The sequence below is a fragment of the Macrococcus sp. PK genome, assembly GCF_022501545.1.
GTDB classification, from domain to species: domain Bacteria; phylum Bacillota; class Bacilli; order Staphylococcales; family Staphylococcaceae; genus Macrococcoides; species Macrococcoides epidermidis.
Genome location: NZ_JAEPRF010000006.1, coordinates 11,141 through 30,594, shown reverse-complemented (window position 1 = coordinate 30,594; position 19,454 = coordinate 11,141). Strand labels below are relative to the sequence as shown.

The 19,454-nt window shown below is 34.2% G+C and carries 13 protein-coding genes; 4 read left to right on the top strand and 9 right to left on the bottom strand.

Annotated elements, in window-relative coordinates:
• Positions 1-47: 47 nt before the first annotated feature.
• The gene (gene msrA, locus JJJ02_RS04845; RefSeq protein WP_240837906.1) at positions 48-563 is read left to right on the top strand and encodes a peptide-methionine (S)-S-oxide reductase MsrA; all 516 of its coding nucleotides are present in this window, start codon (positions 48-50) and stop codon (positions 561-563) included.
• Here msrA and mprF read toward each other — a convergent pair.
• The 4 genes from mprF to glcT all read right to left on the bottom strand — a co-directional run bounded on the left by mprF (position 560) and on the right by glcT (position 7,626).
• Positions 560-3,103 (bottom strand): bifunctional lysylphosphatidylglycerol flippase/synthetase MprF, encoded by a 2,544-nt coding sequence (gene mprF, locus JJJ02_RS04840; RefSeq protein WP_240837676.1) that lies wholly within the window; start codon positions 3,101-3,103, stop codon positions 560-562. The genes msrA and mprF overlap by 4 nt on opposite strands.
• A 123-nt stretch (positions 3,104-3,226) precedes the next feature.
• Complete coding sequence (locus tag JJJ02_RS04835) at positions 3,227-4,384, bottom strand: AI-2E family transporter (protein WP_240837674.1); 1,158 nt, start codon at positions 4,382-4,384, stop codon at positions 3,227-3,229.
• A gap of 172 nt (positions 4,385-4,556) precedes the next feature.
• Positions 4,557-6,611, bottom strand: a complete 2,055-nt coding sequence (gene ptsG / locus JJJ02_RS04830; protein WP_239242721.1) for a glucose-specific PTS transporter subunit IIBC — start codon at positions 6,609-6,611, stop codon at positions 4,557-4,559.
• Positions 6,612-6,771: 160 nt separating this feature from the next.
• Positions 6,772-7,626 carry a glucose PTS transporter transcription antiterminator GlcT gene (gene glcT / locus JJJ02_RS04825; protein ID WP_239242720.1) on the bottom strand — a complete coding sequence of 285 codons (855 nt, stop codon included), beginning with the start codon at positions 7,624-7,626 and terminating at the stop codon, positions 6,772-6,774.
• Positions 7,627-7,761: 135 nt separating this feature from the next.
• Between glcT and JJJ02_RS04820 the strand changes: the two genes are divergently transcribed.
• Complete coding sequence (locus tag JJJ02_RS04820; RefSeq protein WP_240837671.1) at positions 7,762-8,736, top strand: DUF1002 domain-containing protein; 975 nt, start codon at positions 7,762-7,764, stop codon at positions 8,734-8,736.
• Between the two features lie 72 nt (positions 8,737-8,808).
• On the opposite strand, the gene alsT is transcribed toward JJJ02_RS04820, so the two are convergent.
• From alsT to parE, 3 genes are all read right to left on the bottom strand, one after another.
• Positions 8,809-10,317 carry a glutamine transporter AlsT gene (gene alsT / locus JJJ02_RS04815; RefSeq protein ID WP_240837669.1) on the bottom strand — a complete coding sequence of 503 codons (1,509 nt, stop codon included), beginning with the start codon at positions 10,315-10,317 and terminating at the stop codon, positions 8,809-8,811.
• Between the two features lie 148 nt (positions 10,318-10,465).
• Positions 10,466-12,877, bottom strand: a complete 2,412-nt coding sequence (gene parC / locus JJJ02_RS04810) for a DNA topoisomerase IV subunit A (protein ID WP_240837666.1) — start codon at positions 12,875-12,877, stop codon at positions 10,466-10,468.
• Positions 12,877-14,895: a DNA topoisomerase IV subunit B gene (gene parE, locus JJJ02_RS04805; RefSeq protein ID WP_240837664.1), complete on the bottom strand. Its 2,019-nt coding sequence runs from the start codon at positions 14,893-14,895 to the stop codon at positions 12,877-12,879. The genes parC and parE overlap by 1 nt, the downstream gene beginning before the upstream one ends.
• Before the next feature lie 307 nt (positions 14,896-15,202).
• On the opposite strand from parE, the gene plsY reads away from it, so the two are divergent.
• Together plsY and JJJ02_RS04795 are read left to right on the top strand one after the other, a co-directional pair.
• Positions 15,203-15,790 carry a glycerol-3-phosphate 1-O-acyltransferase PlsY gene (gene plsY, locus JJJ02_RS04800; RefSeq protein WP_240837662.1) on the top strand — a complete coding sequence of 196 codons (588 nt, stop codon included), beginning with the start codon at positions 15,203-15,205 and terminating at the stop codon, positions 15,788-15,790.
• An 8-nt stretch (positions 15,791-15,798) separates the two neighbouring features.
• Positions 15,799-16,101 (top strand): HesB/YadR/YfhF family protein, encoded by a 303-nt coding sequence (locus JJJ02_RS04795; RefSeq protein ID WP_240837660.1) that lies wholly within the window; start codon positions 15,799-15,801, stop codon positions 16,099-16,101.
• Positions 16,102-16,121: 20 nt separating this feature from the next.
• Here JJJ02_RS04795 and JJJ02_RS04790 read toward each other — a convergent pair whose 3' ends face one another.
• Both JJJ02_RS04790 and acnA read right to left on the bottom strand, forming a co-directional pair.
• Positions 16,122-16,550: an acyl-CoA thioesterase gene (locus JJJ02_RS04790; RefSeq protein WP_111714823.1), complete on the bottom strand. Its 429-nt coding sequence runs from the start codon at positions 16,548-16,550 to the stop codon at positions 16,122-16,124.
• Positions 16,551-16,651: 101 nt separating this feature from the next.
• Positions 16,652-19,360, bottom strand: coding sequence for an aconitate hydratase AcnA (gene acnA / locus JJJ02_RS04785; protein ID WP_239242714.1), 2,709 nt, complete (start codon positions 19,358-19,360; stop codon positions 16,652-16,654).
• Between the last annotated feature and the right edge of the window lie 94 nt (positions 19,361-19,454).

The following is a 19,454-nucleotide window of genomic DNA, read 5'->3' as shown; positions in this document are numbered from 1 at the left end:
CTATGGTAATTGTACATTATTATCGTAAAATAATTAAAAGGAGGTAGATTGAAATGAAAACGATATATTTTGCCGGAGGTTGCTTCTGGTGCATGGTAAAACCTTTTGATTCATTTGATGGTATTGAAAGTGTAAAGAGTGGTTATATGGGTGGACATATTGAAAATCCAACTTATGAACAAGTGAAAACAGGTACGACAGATCATCTTGAAGTCGTTGAAATAATTTATGATGATGCTGTATTCTCATTTGATAAATTATTAGAGATTTTCTTTGCTCAAATTGATCCGACAGATGCTGGCGGTCAATATATGGACAGAGGCACACAATATAGTACTGCTGTATTTTATACTGATGAAACGCAAAAAATGAAAACAGTAGATTACATAGAAAGTATTCAAGATAGATTTGATAAGCCGATTGTGACTGAAATACGTGCCGCTGAAGTGTTCTATTTAGCTGAAGATGAGCACCAGGAGTTCTATAAAAGAAACCCTGAACGTTACAAACAGGAACAAATTGATCGTGAAAATTACATAAAGACACAAAAAAATCTGAGCTAATGCTCAGATTTTTTTGATCGATTGATGATTGCATTAATACGAATCATCTGTGTGATGAGTGAACTATCTTTTCGGTAGACTAAATATCTTGATTGCCAGTCAGGATTGAACTTTTCTTTATATTTACGTAATCCTTTAAAACTATAAAGTCTTGAGATAGAATCAAATATCTTCCCTGCCAATCGTTCACGATAAAATGCATGTTTATGACTGCCTACGTTTGATAGTGGTGCCATTCCCATATTAAATGAATGATAGCCCTTCTCTTTCATTAATAGCATTGTATTTAAATATAGACCATCCATCATTTGGAGTTCATTATCTTTCCAGCGTATCATGTCTACTGAGAATGAGTGATTATAATGTGTTGGCATAAATGAGACGAAGCCAATGATTTCAGCATCATTTCTAATCACTCCGATCGGTGCTTTGTTTAAATAATCAGGATTAAACTGCCCTACTGAGAAATTCATTTCGTTACGTCCATTTAACCATTCATTCGAAACTTCTTGTAATTGTGCAATTAAACAATCATCAAATGGAGGCTCTAGCACTTCGTAGCGATATCCTTCTGTTTCGAATTTATTGACAGTTGCTCGAAATGCACGTTTTTTCTTTCCGCTGATTGTAAAGTCTTCAAGCGGAATGACTGCTTCCTCACCTAGTTTAAAGAATATATTTCCGAAATCATGATACATCGGTAACAGATGCGGTTGAACCTGATAGAATGCCACGTCATAACCATAATATTCTGTCTTATCATAGAACTGTGTCAGTAAACATTGGAAAGATGCCTTATTTCCTATTGGATCACCTAATACGATAATACTATCATTTTTAAATTGAAACATGACAAATGCATCACGCTCATCATTTGTAAAGAATAATTTGTCACCAGTGAATGCCAGATGACTTACAAAATTCCCGCCATAAGACTGAATAATTTTGTCTATCTCCTCTGTTGACATTTGCATATCAACTTTAGTTTTAAATTTTTTATTGAAAAGATAAGAGAGTGTATACGTCACACCTGCAAATAATACGATTAAAAGCAGGAAATAATATTTTAGTAAGTTACTATCGAAATCAATATTTTCTGTGCGAATCAAACCTTCTAATTGTAATGAAAGTAACCATCCGTTGATTGATAATAACACGATTGATGAAAGAATGGTTAATCCAGCTCTTTTTAATGTTATTGGTCTTCTAATCGAACTGACATTCCGATTGCCGATAAACAATAGTATTAACACAATAAATAGCCAGATATAAATGAGAAAGTTTCCATATGTCAGATATACGACAATCAGTAAAATACTTACTGCGACCATACTCATTACATGCGAGCGTCTTGTGTCATGCATAATACCCTTAGCATTAATGATTAATATCAGCGCAGCCACTCCATATAATGCGGCTAGAAATAAATACGTATTATGTTTCACATCATAGATAGCTTCTATGATTACTAAACCGTTACTTAAAAATAATAAGAGACCAGTAATACCAACAATAACTCCTAATGCAATTGCGGGAAGTTTTACAATTACGTCACGTAAAATGCTTAAAAACAAATTGCTTGTCTCAATTGCTGGTCCAACATATTTATGATCTTCAAATCGATCTTCAAATTGTTTTCTCGCCACACCTCTATACTCGAAAGTCGATAATGCAAGTGCAAGCAGGAATGGTACAAAGTAATAAACTACGCGATAAATAAGTAAAGCAAGTAATACTTGTTCTTCTGTAATTCCAATAGCTTTAAAACCTACAAGAATCATTAAATCAAATGCACCAAATCCACCTGGTACGAGTGATATTAATCCTGCTAAAGCTGCTACAACAAATATGCCGATGACAACTGCAAATGGTACGGGATTACCAATACATTTAAAGATTAAGTACATTACGCCACTCGCTGCAATCCACTCCAATGCAGAGACTAAAGTAAATTTTAATCCTAATAATTTATCCTGATTGACCGGTTTTATAAATGTATATACTAAAAACACAGGTAAGAATAAAGCAGTGATAATTAATGCAATGTTATACCATGGGTAGTGATCAAAGGCATGCGTGTTATTAAATAAATTGAATATGATACCTAGACTTAAAATGCTCATTCCCGAAATCATTGATATTAACAACAAGGAGATTGCTTTAACTAAAGTTCTTTCGTCATCAGCATAATTTCTATAAACTAGTAATCGCAGTCCAGCACCAATTATGCCTCCGAATCCAATTACAGCGTTTAATGCATTCGCTATAAAACTTGTGTTCAATAACTTTTTCTTAGGAATTGATAAATTTAAATTTTTAGCCAATACAAAGTCATATAACGATAACAACATTACTGCTAAAAACCCTGATATAATCAGACCAGCGAGTTCATAAGACTGCAACGATTTAAACGCAATATAGGTTGCTTTATAATCAATAGATGATAATTCACCGATTAATTTATAAAAAATAAAAACAAATAGTAAAGATATAAATAATATTTTTAGTTTGTTTTGGTGGTAATTTAAAAATGTTTTCATATTTACCCACTTTCTATGTTAAAAAATGTATTTAAATATTGTTTATGTAAAAAAACGATATTACTATTGTACATGTAAATACCATTTTTGCAAAATCACAAAAAAATGAAGCATAAACAAGAGTTATGCTTCATTTTTATTAATCTCATATGGACCATGTGCATCCTGAAAATATTTATTATATCGTATTTTAAATTTATGGAAGAAAAATTGTACTAAAACTTTCATAATTGCGTATAGCGGAATACCAAGAATAACACCGATGATACCGAGCATGTTTCCTGCACATAGCAGAACGAAGATAATTGTAAGTGGATGAATCTTCATCGTTTTACCCATAATACTTGGAGAAATAAAATGACCTTCTAAAAATTGTACCGCCATCCACACAACAGCTAACTTCAATAGCATAAGTGGTGAGTCAACAAGTGCGATGATGATTGCCGGACTGATGGCAATCATAGGTCCTAAATAAGGCACAACACTTGTAACTGCAGCAATACACGCTAAGATAAGTGCATATTCCAGTCCTATAATTTTATAACCGATAAACAGTAACACTCCTATACAAAAAGCAACAATCATTTGTCCCTGAATATATGAACCAACCTGGACATTCATCTTCTCCAGAATTTCATTGAAATCACTGCGATAGCGTGGGGGTAATAATTTGATCAAATAGCTTTTAAATTGTTTACCGTCTTTAAGTAAAAAGAATAATACAAAAGGAAATGTCATAATTACCACTGCTACACTAGCAATTGTGCCGATAATAGATTTTAAACGAGATGAAAAGCTACCGAGATAATCCCCTACTTTATTAGGTAGATCACTTAAGTTCGTGTTCACCCACTTCTGAATGTCCTGCATATATGGAGCAATGCGTGAATTAGAAGCAATATCATTAAACTTATTAAGGAGATGTTTCATATAATCCGGAAAGTTTGCTACTAGACTTAATATTTGCTGTTCAATTAAAGGTATTAATACAGTAATAAGTATTGTGAATACACCGATAATCAATAAAAACAAAATAATAATCGCATAAAGTCTTTTGACCCTATTGCGTTCCAGTAAATCTACGATTGGATTTAATAGATAAAAAAGTATAAAAGCTAAAATGATTGGACCAATAATCGTATTAAAGATAATGAGAAGTGGTTTAAATACAAATGATACTTTAGCAAAAACAAAGAATAATATCCCTACTAAAATAAGGACACATAATGAAAAGATGAGATTTTTTCCACCTAAAAAACGCATAAATCGATTATCCTGCATGGATTGTTTCCTCCTTATGTTTTTTATTTTGATTTTAACAAATCAATTAAGGTTTACATAATCAAGTTATTGTATTCTTTAGTGTTAAATATAATATCAAATTTAACCATAATTATCATAAAAAAGCAAATTAGGGACCAGCGCATGCTAGTCCCTAATCGTTTCAATATAATTATTTGATATCTAAAATTGCATCTCCTGCAACTGTATGACCATATTTAATATTGTGCATTGATTTGTCTGTTAAGTTTGTGAAAATGATTGGTGTGATATCACTATCAGCATTTGCACGAATATATTCTAGGTCTACTTTTAATAATGTTTGACCTTTCGTTACATGATCACCAGGTTTAACTAACATTTCAAAACCTGCACCTTTTAATCCAACTGTTTCTAATCCGAAGTGGATTAAAACTTCAATACCATCATTACTTTCAAGACCAAGTGCGTGTTTTGTCGGGAAGTCCATCTTAACCTCACCGTCAAATGGTGCAACAACTAATCCTTCTTCTGGTTTAATCGCTACCCCGTCACCCATCATTTTTTGACTGAATACTTGATCAGGTACCGTTGAAAGTTCAACCACTTCACCAGTAATTGGTGCATAAATTGTAGTTGCTGTAGATGTTGAAATATTTGATGTTGCTGGAACAGCTTCAATTGTTTCTTCTGCTTTTACAGCACCTGGGTCTTCGATATGCACTTGTTCTGGACGTGTAACTTCACCAGACATAATACGTGCCATTTCATGTTTAATCTGATCTGACTTTGGACCGAAGATAGCTTGCATGTTGTTTCCAACTTCTAATACCCCTGCAGCACCTAACGCTTTTAATTCTGGTACATCAACTTTAGATTTATCTTTAACTTCCACACGAAGACGTGTAATACAAGCATCTAAATGTTTGATATTTTCTTTACCACCCATTGCATCTAACACACTGAAAGGTAATTCATCATTAGAAGTTACTTTATTCACAACCTCTTCATCTTCTCTTCCAGGTGTTTTTAGATTCAATTTTACAATAAAGAATCTAAATACTGAGTAGTAAATAACTGCATATACTAATCCCACAGGAATTACTAACCACCAAGGTGTTCTGCCTTGTAAAATACCGAAAGTGAAGAAATCAATAAATCCTCCTGAGAACGTATAACCTAAATGTAAATCCATTAAATACAAGATTAAGAATGATAATCCATCTAATACTGCATGAATAAAGAATAATACTGGTGCAACAAATAAAAATGAAAATTCTAATGGCTCAGTAATACCTGTTAAGAAAGATGTTAAGGCTGCAGACGCCATTAAACCACCTACGAATTTTTTCTTTTCAGGTTTAGCAGTATGATATATTGCTAAAGCTGCTGCTGGTAAACCAAACATCATGACTGGGAATTCACCCTGCATAAATGCACCTGCTGTTAATGGGACTTTATCTTGAATTTGAGCCATGAAAATATTTAAATCACCATGAACAACTTTTCCTGCTGCATTTGTATATGTTCCAAATTCGAACCAGAATGGTGCATGGAAGATATGATGAAGACCAAATGGAATTAGTAATCGTTTAATCATACCAAATGCGAAGACTGCTAATGCTTTATTTTCTTCCATTAAGTAAAGTGATAAGCTATTCATTCCACTTTGTATTGCCGGCCAAATAAAGAACATTGCAATCCCTAGTATAAAAGCACTAAAAGCTGTAACGATTGGTACAAAGCGTTTTCCGGCAAAAAATCCTAAAAATGGCGGTAGTTGGATATTATAAAATTTATTGTATGCCCAAGCAGCTAAAATACCAATAATAATACCACCAAACACACCTGTTTGTAATGTTGGAATACCTAATACAGTAGCATAACCAGGACTAGAACCAACATTTTCAGCATTAATGCCTCCAATTTGTCCCATTGTAACGTTTAACACTAGGTAACCAACGAATGCTGCTATAGCTGCAACACCGTCACCACCAGCTAAACCTACAGCGACCCCGAGTGCAAAGAGCAGTGGCAAGTTATCAAAAATAATTCCACCTGCGGCTTGTAACATAGAAGCAACTTTGACGATAATGTCATTGCTTAAAAACGGGAAAAAATCAACTAATGATTCAGTTTGTAGCGCAGCACCAATCCCTAAAAGTAAACCGGCTGCTGGCAAGATTGCTACCGGTAACATCAATGCTTTACCGATACGTTGTAATTGACCGAATAACGTTTTGAACATATTTTATTCCTCCTAAAATGTTTTGTTTAGATTGCTAGATAAGATAAGAAGAAGATAAAAGCAAATTTACATACATATTCATAAATACTAAGCTAACAAAAAAGGCATAAGTATATACTGGTCCCTTTGTACCAGTAATAACTCATGCCTGCTTTATCAGTTACACGTTATCTACTTCAGTATTAAATGCTTGAATATGCATTGTAAGATATACAAGCTCTGATTCATAAACCGGCTTGTTTAAATGCGTCTGCATCATCTTAACAATCTTTACAGCCGTATTGTAACACAATGGATATTGTACTTTCAATAGGTTTTCTAACTTTTTTTGTTCAGGCATACGATCATCAGCCATCACGCGTTGAACAGCAAAACTAATATGTCTAACAAATCTTGAATAAGCTATAGAATCCTTATCTATATTAACTTTCAAATCCTGTTCTATCATATGAATCGCTTTTGTAATCACTTCGGCCATCATATTCATATCACGAAGCGAATGATTATTAACGGATGAATGGATATGTAACGCAATAAAACCTACTTCCGTTCTTGGAAAATTAACTTGTAGCTTATCATTTAACATTTGAACAACTTGTTCAGCAATTAAAAATTCTTTCTGATATAGTGCTTCTGTTTCTTTTAAAAATGGATTTGCAACAAAAATACCATCTTTATAACGTTTCAGAGCAAAAATGATATGATCCGTTAATGATAAAATAATTTTATCGTCCATCTGTCCATCTGTTCGCTTATCGATAAATTCCACAATCTCGATGACTGTTGCAATAACATGGTCATCTGTTAACGTCATTAAATCTTTATAGCGTTCTTTTTCCTGTTCCGTTTTAAGTTCGAACATTTTTTCTATCTTGTTTAAATCCTGATCTATAATTGTATGCCCAGCTTTTTTATTGAAGCCTATACCTTTACCGATCAATACAACTTCCTTATTATTTTTAAGTGCAATTAATACATTATTATTCAACACTTTTTCGACAATATATTGTCCCATATTAAATACCTCATTCCAAAGACCTATGTGTTCAATTTAGTTACATGGTAAAATAATGTTAGCTATATATATAGCTGCTATATTATAAGTAAATATAGTGAAACTTAATATTAAATAAAAATTGGAGGGATTAAGTTGAAATTATACAAAAAGTTATTATTCATTTCAATAGCATTATTACTACTTGTAGTTCCATTTAAAAATGCTGACGCTGTTACTGAAGAAGCCTGGTCTGAAGCTGTTACTGTTTACGGTGCTGCCCTTGAACAAAATAGTGATCTGCAAAGTAAAACTAAATCATTACTCGGCACAGATGATAGTGATAAGACAACATATGTCCATGCTGCAGATTTAACAAAATATTTAGGCTTACAATCTAACGATAGTGTTTTAAAATCTAGTATTCGAATCAAAAAATTATCAGCTGGATCTGGTCTTTCTTTAAATATAAACCAATCAGCAGGTAAAATCACTAAAATTACCGAAGATACTTACAAAAATGCATTACTCACTGCTGGTGTAACGGATGCTGAAGTTACGATTGCAGCAGCAGAAGATGTTACTGGTGAAAGTGCGTTAGCTGGTGTATATAAAGCATTTGAAGCTCAAGGCGAAACAATTGACACTGCACAGACGCAAGCCGCTCAATATGAATTGAATTCAATTTCAAATATTAATGCAGAAAATGCCGGCAAAGAAGGGTTCTCTCAAGAACAATTAAATAAAGCAATCGCCGAAGCTAAAGCGGAAATTGCCAAGCAAGGTGCTAACTTAAATACGACTGAAATTAAAAATATCGTTGTACAGAAGATTGAAAACAATGGATTGAATAATATTATTTCTGACAACCAAATTAACATCATCGTTAACTTCATTAATAATGCACAAAATTCTGGTGTATTCAGTGGAGAAAATAAAGATAAGTTTATCAATGGTGCAAAAGACTATGTCAATGAGATTAAAAATTCAGATGGCTTTAAACAAGCTGCTGATAAAGCAAAAGATATGGGGAAAAGTATCCAGGATTCTCTTGAAAAAGAAGGCGTATGGGATAAATTTATGAACTTTATTCAATCCATTATCGATGCGATTATGGGATTATTTAAATAATGTTATATAAAAAGAATCAGCGGATGATTTCATTCGCTGATTCTTTTTGTCTTTATTTAGAAAATTGTTTTACTATTTAATTTTTTTAATCTCTTTCGTTTCTAGATTATCCTGTTCAGGATGATATTCGTAAGGATTCTCTCCCCATGTTTCAACAGATGATAAATCTGCTTTAACATGTTTTGTCTTAAACACTGGATTTAAACCTTTTTTGCGTTGTTCTCCGTAATCTTTTGCAACTTCGAATACAACATGTGCTAATCCAATGATTGCTGTAATATTTAAGATGGCCATTAATCCCATAAATAAATCAGCTGTAGACCAAACTGTTTCAACTTTAATAACAGCTCCGAAAAATACCATGAGTACTACTAACAATCTGAAAATAAACATTACTGTTTTATTTGTTGTCAAATATTCGATGTTTGATTGTCCATAGTAGTAATTACCTAACACAGATGAATATGCAAATAAAAATACTGCAATCGTTAAAAATACTCCGCCAAATGAACCGATATGACTGTTTAAAGCTGCTTGAGTAACTTCAATCCCTTGAGGGGCTTTCTCACCAAACTCTAAACCACCATATAATAAAATCATTATTGCAGTAGCCGTACATACTAGCATCGTATCAAAGAATACACCAAGGGATTGTATTAACCCTTGTTTAACCGGATGACTTACTGCTGCAGTAGCTGCAGCATTTGGAGCAGAACCCATACCTGCTTCATTTGAGAATAATCCACGTTTAATACCTTGCATGATGGTAAACCCTAAAGCACCACCAAATGCTGGTTCTAAACCGAATGCACCTTTAATGATCTGCATAAGCATCGGAATAACATCACTAATATGTGTGATTAATACAAACAATACGATACAGATATAAAGAATCGCCATTAAAGGAACAATTGCTGTTGACACGTTAGCAATCCAACGTACGCCACCAAAGATTACAAGTGCCGTAATCACAGCCAGGATGATTCCTGTCCAGAATGGATCAAAATTATATTGTTCTTTAAAACTTGCAGCAATCGTATTTGATTGTACCGTATTAAAGACAAAAGCAAATGTTACGGTAATAAGTATTGCAAATGTTGTACCTAACCATTTTTGACCTAATCCATGTTCCATATAGTAAGCTGGTCCCCCGCGGAAACCACCTTTTTCATCTTTAACTTTATATACTTGCGCGAGTGTCGCTTCAAAAAATGCACTTGCAGCACCAAAGAATGCAATGACCCACATCCAGAAAACTGCACCTGGACCCCCTAAGACAATTGCAGTTGCAACACCAGCGATATTACCAGTACCTACTCGGCTTGCTGCACTTATAGCAAAAGCCTGAAAAGATGAAATACCTTTTTTCCCATCTTCGAGTGTTTCAGGTTTCTCACCGATTACCCTAAACATTTCAGGTAACCATCTAAACTGAACAAATCTTGAACTTAAACTAAAGAAGAATCCAGCAAGTAATAATAAACCGATTAAAAATTCAGTCCATATTAAATCATTACCAGCAGTGACAATCGATTTAAACCACTCTGGTATCATTGCATCAAAATCAACATTCGAAAACATATAAAACCTCCATATTCTTTAATAAAAATAATACAAAGTTCATTTTATCATAGAATATGAAGGTTTCAATTTTTATTTTTTTATATATAAATTTATTTATTATATATTAATAAGCTATCAAACAATATTTAACCGTAAAATTTAATACTTACTCATCAGCAATCATAAGATTAAATGCATCAATCTGTCCAAATTCTTTTTCATCTACGATAAAGCTACCGTTTGTATATCGATCAGCATTACGTATTGTTTTTGTATTAGACTGATATGTTTCATTTGAAGCAGATAATGTAAAGTTTAAATCATCGGTTATGATATATGCATTAACTACTTTATGCGGATTAGATTTGAGCTCTTTTAAGATAACAACGCCTCTATTCGCTCGCTTACTTTCTTCAAATAAATCTATTTTCATCTTTTTCATTGCTCCACGTTGCGTCGCAATAATAAGATCACTCTCCGGATAAAGAATTTCAGTTGAAACAACTTTATCATTATCTTTGAGATTAATTGATTTTACGCCCGCAGCTTTAATACCAATATTATTGATTTCAGCTAAGGAATAATGTAATGCAAAACCATTTTGAGTAACTACAAGTATATGTTCTTCACCTGTGATAGATTGTACAGTAATTACCTGATCATCATCTTTTAACTTCATACAGACAATCGGTCTTGAATAACGTGTCACATTAAAATCATTAAGCAATGTCTTTTTAATCATTCCATTTTGTGTCGCTATCATTATACTTTGTTCCTGATTAAAGTCATTAACATTGATCATTCCTACAACATATTCATTTTGCGTGAGTGGGACAATTTGTGATAAATGTGTACCAAGTTCCTTCCATTTCACATCAGGTAACTGATGAACTGGTATGTAGATATAGTGCCCTAAGTTTGTAAACACAAGCAGTACATCCTGCAGATTACTCTCTTTATAATCAAGTATTGAATCTCCTTCTTTAGTTCCGAGTTCATTTAATCCACTTGCTCCAAAACTTCTTGGTGAAGTACGTTTAATATAACCGTCTTTCGTAATACTTACAATTGCTTCTTCGCTAGGAATTAAAATCTCTTTAGAAATCTTAATTTCCTGAATCTCGTCTTCAATAGTACTTAATCTAGGTTCACTAAAGTCTTTTTGTACAGCTTTAAGTTCACGTTTAATCACCGACATTAAGTGCTTTTTATCGTTAAGGATTTTTTCAAGCTTTTCTAAAGTTGCCTTTAATTCATCATGTTCATTTTCTAATTGCACGATATCCGTATTCGTTAAACGATATAACTGTAACATCACAATGGCTTCAGCTTGTGCTTCTGTAAAGTCATATTTAGTTTTTAAATTTTCTTTTGCATCGCTTTTGTTTTTAGACTGACGAATCGTTTCAATCACTTCATCTAAAATCGACAATGCTTTAATGAGACCTTCAACAATGTGCATTCGTTTTTTAGACTGATCTAGCTCAAACTGACTACGACGTAAAATAACTTCCTGTTGATGCTTGATATAACTTTGTAGCATCGCTTTGACACCTAAAAGACTTGGGCGTCTGTCACTGATTGCTACCATATTAAAGTTATAGGCAACTTGTAAATCAGTATTTTTATATAAATAGTTTAATATACCTTCTGCATTAGCATCTTTCTTAAGCTCAACGGCAATTCTCAAACCATTTCTATCTGTTTCATCACGAACTTCAAGAATGCCTTCAATCTTCTTATCAGCTCTTAATTCATCAATACGTTTAACAAGCGTACTTTTATTCACTTCAAAAGGAATTTCAGTAATAACAATCTCTTCTCTGCCGCCACGTAATTTTTCAATCTCAACTTTACCACGTACAATCGCTTTACCTTTACCCGTTTCATATGCTTGTTTTATACCTGACTTACCTTGAATAATACCACCTGTCGGAAAATCTGGTCCTGGCATGACTGTCATAATTTCTTCAGTAGTAACATTAGGATTATCGATGATCATTAATGTGGCATCGATTACTTCACTCAAATTATGTGGTGGTATATCAGTGGCATAACCTGCAGAGATACCTGTTGACCCATTGACTAATAGATTAGGATAATTTGCAGGTAGCACCATAGGCTCCATTGCAGTATCATCAAAGTTTTGTACCCAATCAACAGTATCCTGATTAATATTACGTAATAATACACTGGCAAGTTTAGATAATTTTGCTTCTGTATAACGCATTGCTGCAGGAGGATCATTATCGATGCTACCGTTATTACCGTGCATTTCAACGAGGACGTGACGTAATTTCCAGTCCTGACTCATACGGACCATTGCATCATATACTGAAGTATCACCATGTGGGTGATAATTACCGATAACGTTACCTACTGTTTTAGCACTTTTTCTGAAGTTCTTATCATAAGTATTACCTTCAGCATGCATCGCAAATAAAATACGACGTTGTACTGGTTTTAGACCGTCTCTGACATCTGGTATTGCACGATCCTGAATAATATATTTACTATAGCGTCCAAATCGATCACCTATAACATCTTCTAAAGGTAAGCTTTGTATATTTTCCTGCATTACGCTATACCTCCTTCAGATAAATCTACATCTTTAATCACAGCAACATCCTCTTCTTCTTCAAGTAACAATAACTCATCACTTTCAAGTATACTGGCATCTTCCTGCATACCAAATTCAACATTTTGTTCAATCCAGTCACGTCGTGGCTCAACTTTATCACCCATTAATGTTGATACACGTTTGGCACTTCTTAGTTCATCATCTATTTCAACACGAATTAATGTGCGCGTTTCAGGATTCATCGTTGTATCCCAAAGCTGATCGGCATTCATTTCACCTAAACCTTTATATCGCTGTAAAATAAATCCTTTACCTACTTTTTTCTGTACATCTTTTAATTCATCGTCCGTCCATGCATATTCAATCACTTCTGTTTTACCTTTACCTTTTGAAACTTTATATAAAGGTGGTAACGCTATATAAACTTTTCCTGCTTCAATAAGCGGGCGCATATATTTAAAGAAGAATGTAAGTAATAATACCTGGATATGTGCACCATCTGTATCTGCATCTGTCATGATAATCACTTTATTGTAATTGCTATCTTCAATATTAAAGTCGTTGCCGACACCGGCACCGATCGTATGAATAATCGTACTGATCTCTTCATTCTTTAATATATCTTCAAGCTTAGCTTTCTCTGTATTAATGACTTTACCACGCAATGGCAGTATCGCTTGAAATTTTCGATCGCGTCCTAGTTTAGCAGAACCGCCGGCAGAGTCACCCTCTACTAAATATAGTTCATTTTTCTCTGTATTTTTACTTTGAGCAGGTGTTAATTTACCTGACAATAATGTTTCTTTACGCTTATTTTTCTTACCATTTCTAGCCTCTTCACGTGCTTTGCGTGCAGCATTCCTTGCTTGAGCTGCTTTTACAGCTTTTTTCACAAGTACCTGGCTCAGCTTACCATTCTCTTCAAAATAATACGGTAGCTGTTCAGCAAGCATCGCATCTACTGCACTTCTTGCTTCACTTGTCCCAAGCTTAGATTTCGTTTGACCTTCAAACTGTAAAAGATGTTCTGGAATCTTAACAGAGATAATCGCAGTCATACCTTCTCTAATATCATTACCGTCCAGATTTTTATCTTTTTGTTTTAATTCACCAATCTTTCTCGCATATTCATTAAATACACGCGTCATCGCTGTCTTCATACCAACTTCATGTGTCCCGCCATCTTTCGTACGTACGTTGTTAACAAATGAAAGTATCGTCTCTGAATACTGATCATTGTACTGGAAGGCAACTTCCACTTCAATCTCATTTGATGTACCGCTGAAATGCGCCACTTCATGTAAGGTTTCTTTACCTTCATTAACAAATTTCACGAAATCACTTAAGCCATCTTCAAAATAAAAATCATCGTGACGTTCCGGAACTACACGATTATCCGTGATTGAAATATGTAAGTCTTTTAATAAAAATGCTGACTCACGTAGACGCTCGCTTAACGTTTCATAGTTAAATTTCGTCGTTTGCTTAAAAATTGAAGGATCCGGTTTAAATGTTACACGCGTTCCTGTTTTTTTTGATGTCCCTATTTCTTCTAAAGTAGTTACAGCCACACCACCACTTTCAAAACGTTGTTTAAAAATCTTACCATTATTATGAATCGTTACTTCTAACCATTCACTTAAAGCATTTACTACAGAGGCCCCTACACCGTGTAGACCACCTGTCGTTTTATATCCACCCTGTCCAAACTTACCTCCGGCATGCAATACAGTAAAAATTACTTCAGGTGTCGGTTTACCTGTCTTATGCAGACCTGTCGGCATCCCACGCCCATTATCTGTTACTGTTACAGAATCATCTTCATTCAATATCACATCTATTTTATTACCATGACCATTTAACGCTTCATCGATAGAATTATCTAAAATTTCATATACAAGATGATGAAGCCCTCTTGTGTCAGTAGAACCGATATACATACCAGGTCTTTTTCTAACTGCTTCTAAACCTTCTAAAACTTGTATCGATTCATCATTATATTGATTTTTCGGCAAAATATTACCCCCTACAAACATACGTTCGTTTAATTTATACACATTCACTATTTTATCTAATCCCTATATTTTTGCAAGTATTTATACAAAAACATAAAAGTTTACATAATATATTTATAGTAGTAAATAGTTGTGCTCTATTCAACTTTATCATAAACACTATAAAAACGGTACGGGCTATCATAGATGAATTAAAATAATAGCGATGGAATTTCGATAATTATTTTCTATTTCATCTGAATAAGCTATAATAATAGTATGTTTTTATGAATAACTATTAGTACCTGCTAATATAAGGAGAGATTTTATGGTTATCGCGATGATGTTAATCGCAGCATATTTAATCGGTAGTATCCCTACAGGATTAATTATTGGTAAATTATTTTACAATATAGATATTAGACAACATGGCAGTGGGAATTTAGGTGCAACGAATACGTTTAGAATCCTCGGTAAGAAGGCAGGAATATTCGTAACGATCTTTGATGTTTTAAAAGGTACGATTCCCGCACTATTCCCAGTTATATTTAATCAGAATGTTCATCCCATTATCATCGGTGTTGCAGCAGTTATCGGCCATGTATATCCAATATACTTAAAATTTAAAGGTGGCAAAGCTGTTGCTACAAGTGCAGGTGTGATCCTTGGTACAAATCCGGTGCTATTCTTAATCATTGCTGTCATCTTCTTTAGTTTATTGTTTACAACGAAAATGGTGTCACTAACAAGTATGCTAACAAGTATCGCAAATTTTATCGGTTCACTATTTTTTGATGATAAAATTTTAATGGTTGTATCGTTTATCATTATGATTGTTATCATCGTTAGACATAAATCAAATATAGAACGTATCATGAACGGTTCAGAACCTAAAATAAATTTTAAGAAGAAGTGAGGTTTATCATGCAGATAAATTTAAATGATACAGCAGTTGAGTGGTTTAAATCAGAATTTGATTTCCCAGAAGGTTCAGGTTTAAAGTTTTTTATTCGTTATGGTGGCTCATTTCAATTAAAACAAGGCTATTCACCAGGATTTATGGTTGATAAACTACAAAATGTCGGCTATCAGGAAGAAAAAGGTGGACTCGTCTACTTTGTTGAAGAAACGGATCTATGGTATTACAAAGATGACACGATGAATGTTGTGGCAGTAAATGATGAAATTAAATATAGAATAGCTCCAAAAAAGCCGGGTCAATATTGACCCGGCTACTTTTGTATATTTTAAAGTTCACCCATTGCAACAAACTCCAGATACTTGGCATGCCACTCTGGATAATAGCGATCTAATCGTATTGGTCGATCGCTACCTTTTTTTAGTACGACATGTGTTGTTTGTCCTGTGGCAGCAATCTCCCCATTCTCTTTAATCACTTCGTAAGCATAGACAGTTTTTAACTTTGAATAAGCATGTATCCATGTTTTGATTGTTATCTTTTCAGGATAAGTAATTGAGCGTTTATATTTTACATTTACATCTAATACAGGTGAAATTAGATCATCTTTTTCCATATCTGCATAGCTGAATCCAGCTTTTGCAATAAAATCTGTTCGAGCAACTTCAAACCATATTAAATAATTTGCATGATAAACGACATCCATTTTGTCTGTTTCTGCATAACGCACTTCTATTTCTTTTTCTGTATAATACAAATTATCCACCTTCTTATAAATGATAACTCTATTGTACCAAATGTTTAGTACTTGGTACTAAAAAAAGACCTATGAATTTTTAATTCATAGGTCAATTATTTTTATTGCGTTAACTTATCTCTTAAAACCATTTGTAGAATACCACCATGACGGTAGTAATCTAATTCTACTTCTGAGTCAAATCGTGCTAAAGCATTGAATTCAACAACAGTTCCATCAGTTTTCACTGCAGTAACTTTCACTTCATCACGTGGTTTGATACCTTCATTGATTTCAACTGAGAATGTTTCAGAACCATCTAACCCTAATGCATCTGCAGAATCACCTTTTAAGAATTGTAAAGGTAATACACCCATCATCACTAAGTTAGAACGGTGAATACGCTCGTAACTTTGAGCGATCACTGTTTTTACGCCTAAAAGATTAGTACCTTTTGCAGCCCAGTCACGACTAGAACCCATACCGTAGTCATTTCCAGCTAACACGACTAATCCTTTACCATCTGCCTGATATTTCATACAAGCATCGAAAATCGGCATTACTTCACCCGTTGGCCAATACGTTGTAAATCCACCTTCTGTACCTGGTGCGATTTGGTTTTTAATACGGATATTTGCAAATGTACCACGCATCATTACTTCATGATTACCACGACGAGAGCCATATGAGTTAAAGTCACGGATTTCAACGCCATTTTCTCTTAAGTATTTTCCTGCTGGTGTATCTTTACCGATAGCACCTGCCGGAGAAATATGGTCAGTTGTAACTGAGTCACCAAATTTACCCATAACCGCTAAATCTTTAAGTGGTGCAATACTTCCTGGTTCTTTAGATAATCCCTGGAAGAATGTAGGATTTTGAATATATGTCGATGTCGGATCAAAATCATATAAAGGTTGATCAGTTGATTCAATTTGGTTCCACATTTCATTTGAATTAAAGACATTTTCATATTCTTTTCTAAATAATTCTGGTGTTACAACAGCATTAACTTCATTTTTAACTTCATCAATCGTTGGCCAGATATCTTTTAAGAATACATCTTTACCATCGTGACCTTTACCGATCGGATCATTTTGTAAATCGATGTCAACAGTACCAGCTAACGCGTATGCCACAACAAGTTGCGGTGAAGCAAGGTAGTTTGCTTTCACTAATGGATGAATACGACCTTCAAAGTTACGGTTACCAGATAATACAGAAGTTACTAATAAATCTTCTTTTGAAATTGTTTCTTCAATTTCAGGTAATAACGGACCTGAGTTACCGATACATGTCGTACATCCGTAACCGACAGTATTAAATCCTAATTGATTAAGATACGTTTGTAATCCTGAATCTTCAAGATATCCTGTAACAACTTTAGAACCCGGTGCTAATGAAGTTTTCACATAAGCAGGCACTTGTAATCCTTTTTCTACAGCTTTTTTAGCAACTAATCCAGCACCTAACATCACGTAAGGGTTTGATGTATTTGTACAAGATGTAATCGCCGCAATTGCGATATCTCCCGTTTTCATTGTGATGGATTTACCATCAGCAAGTGTAGCCGATGCAGTTTTATCAAATTCAGCTTTATCTAATCCATGACCTTGATTGCCCGCTTTAGCAGTAACGGATTTCACAAATTCTTTTTTCATATCGCTAAGTTTGATTAAATCTTGAGGACGTTTCGGTCCTGATAATGAAGCTTCCACAGTTGAAAGATCTAAATTTAATGTATCAGTGTACGTAGGATCTTCTTTATCTGTTGTAAAAAACATGTCATTCTTTACTAAATATTCTTTTACAAGCTGGATATGTGCTTCATCACGACCTGTTAAACGCATATAATTTAAAGCTTCTTCATCAACTGGGAAGAAACCACACGTAGCACCATATTCAGGGGCCATATTAGCAATTGTCGCACGGTCTGCAAGTGGTAAGTTCACTACACCTGGGCCGAAGAATTCAACAAATTTACCGACAACACCTTTTTTACGTAATTCCTGAGTCACACGTAACGCTAAGTCAGTGGCAGTTGCACCTTCAGGAAGTTCTCCCGTCAGTTTTACACCAATTACTTCCGGTACAGGGAAATAAGATGGTTGACCAAGCATACCCGCTTCTGCTTCAATTCCACCTACACCCCATCCAAGTACACCGATACCATTGATCATCGTTGTATGTGAGTCAGTACCTACTAACGTATCAGGGAAAGTAACTTGTTCACCATTTACGTCACGTACGTGAACAACGTTCGCTAAATATTCTAAGTTTACTTGATGTACGATACCTGTTGCTGGCGGAACCGCACGATAGTTATCAAATGCTTTTGTCGCCCAGTTTAAGAATTGATAACGTTCTTTGTTACGTGCAAATTCTAACTCCATGTTACGTTTTAATGCAGTTTCATTACCATAGGCATCCACTTGTACAGAGTGGTCAATTACTAAATCTACAGGTACTTCCGGATTAATCTTCGTAACATCCCCACCAACGTCATCCATTGCTTTACGAAGTGATGCTAAGTCAACGACCGCAGGCACACCAGTAAAGTCCTGTAAAATAACACGTGATGGTTTAAACGGCACTTCAGCGTTTGGATCATTCTTTTTGCCCCATTTTACTAAATGCTTAATATGATCTTCGTTAATTACACGACCATCATATTGGCGTAACACTGATTCTAGTAATACACGAATAGAATAAGGTAAATTTTTAATTTCTCCTAAACCTAATGATTCTAAAGATTTTAAACTATAAAACGTGTACGATTTACCATTTAATTCAAATGTCTGTTTTGCAGTTTGTTGTAAATTTGAATTCATATTCGTTCCCCCTAAAGATTATTAAAGCCTTTACAACCCTATTTTAATCAAAATAGAATGAGAAGTAAATATTATCACATTCCAAATAAGCTAT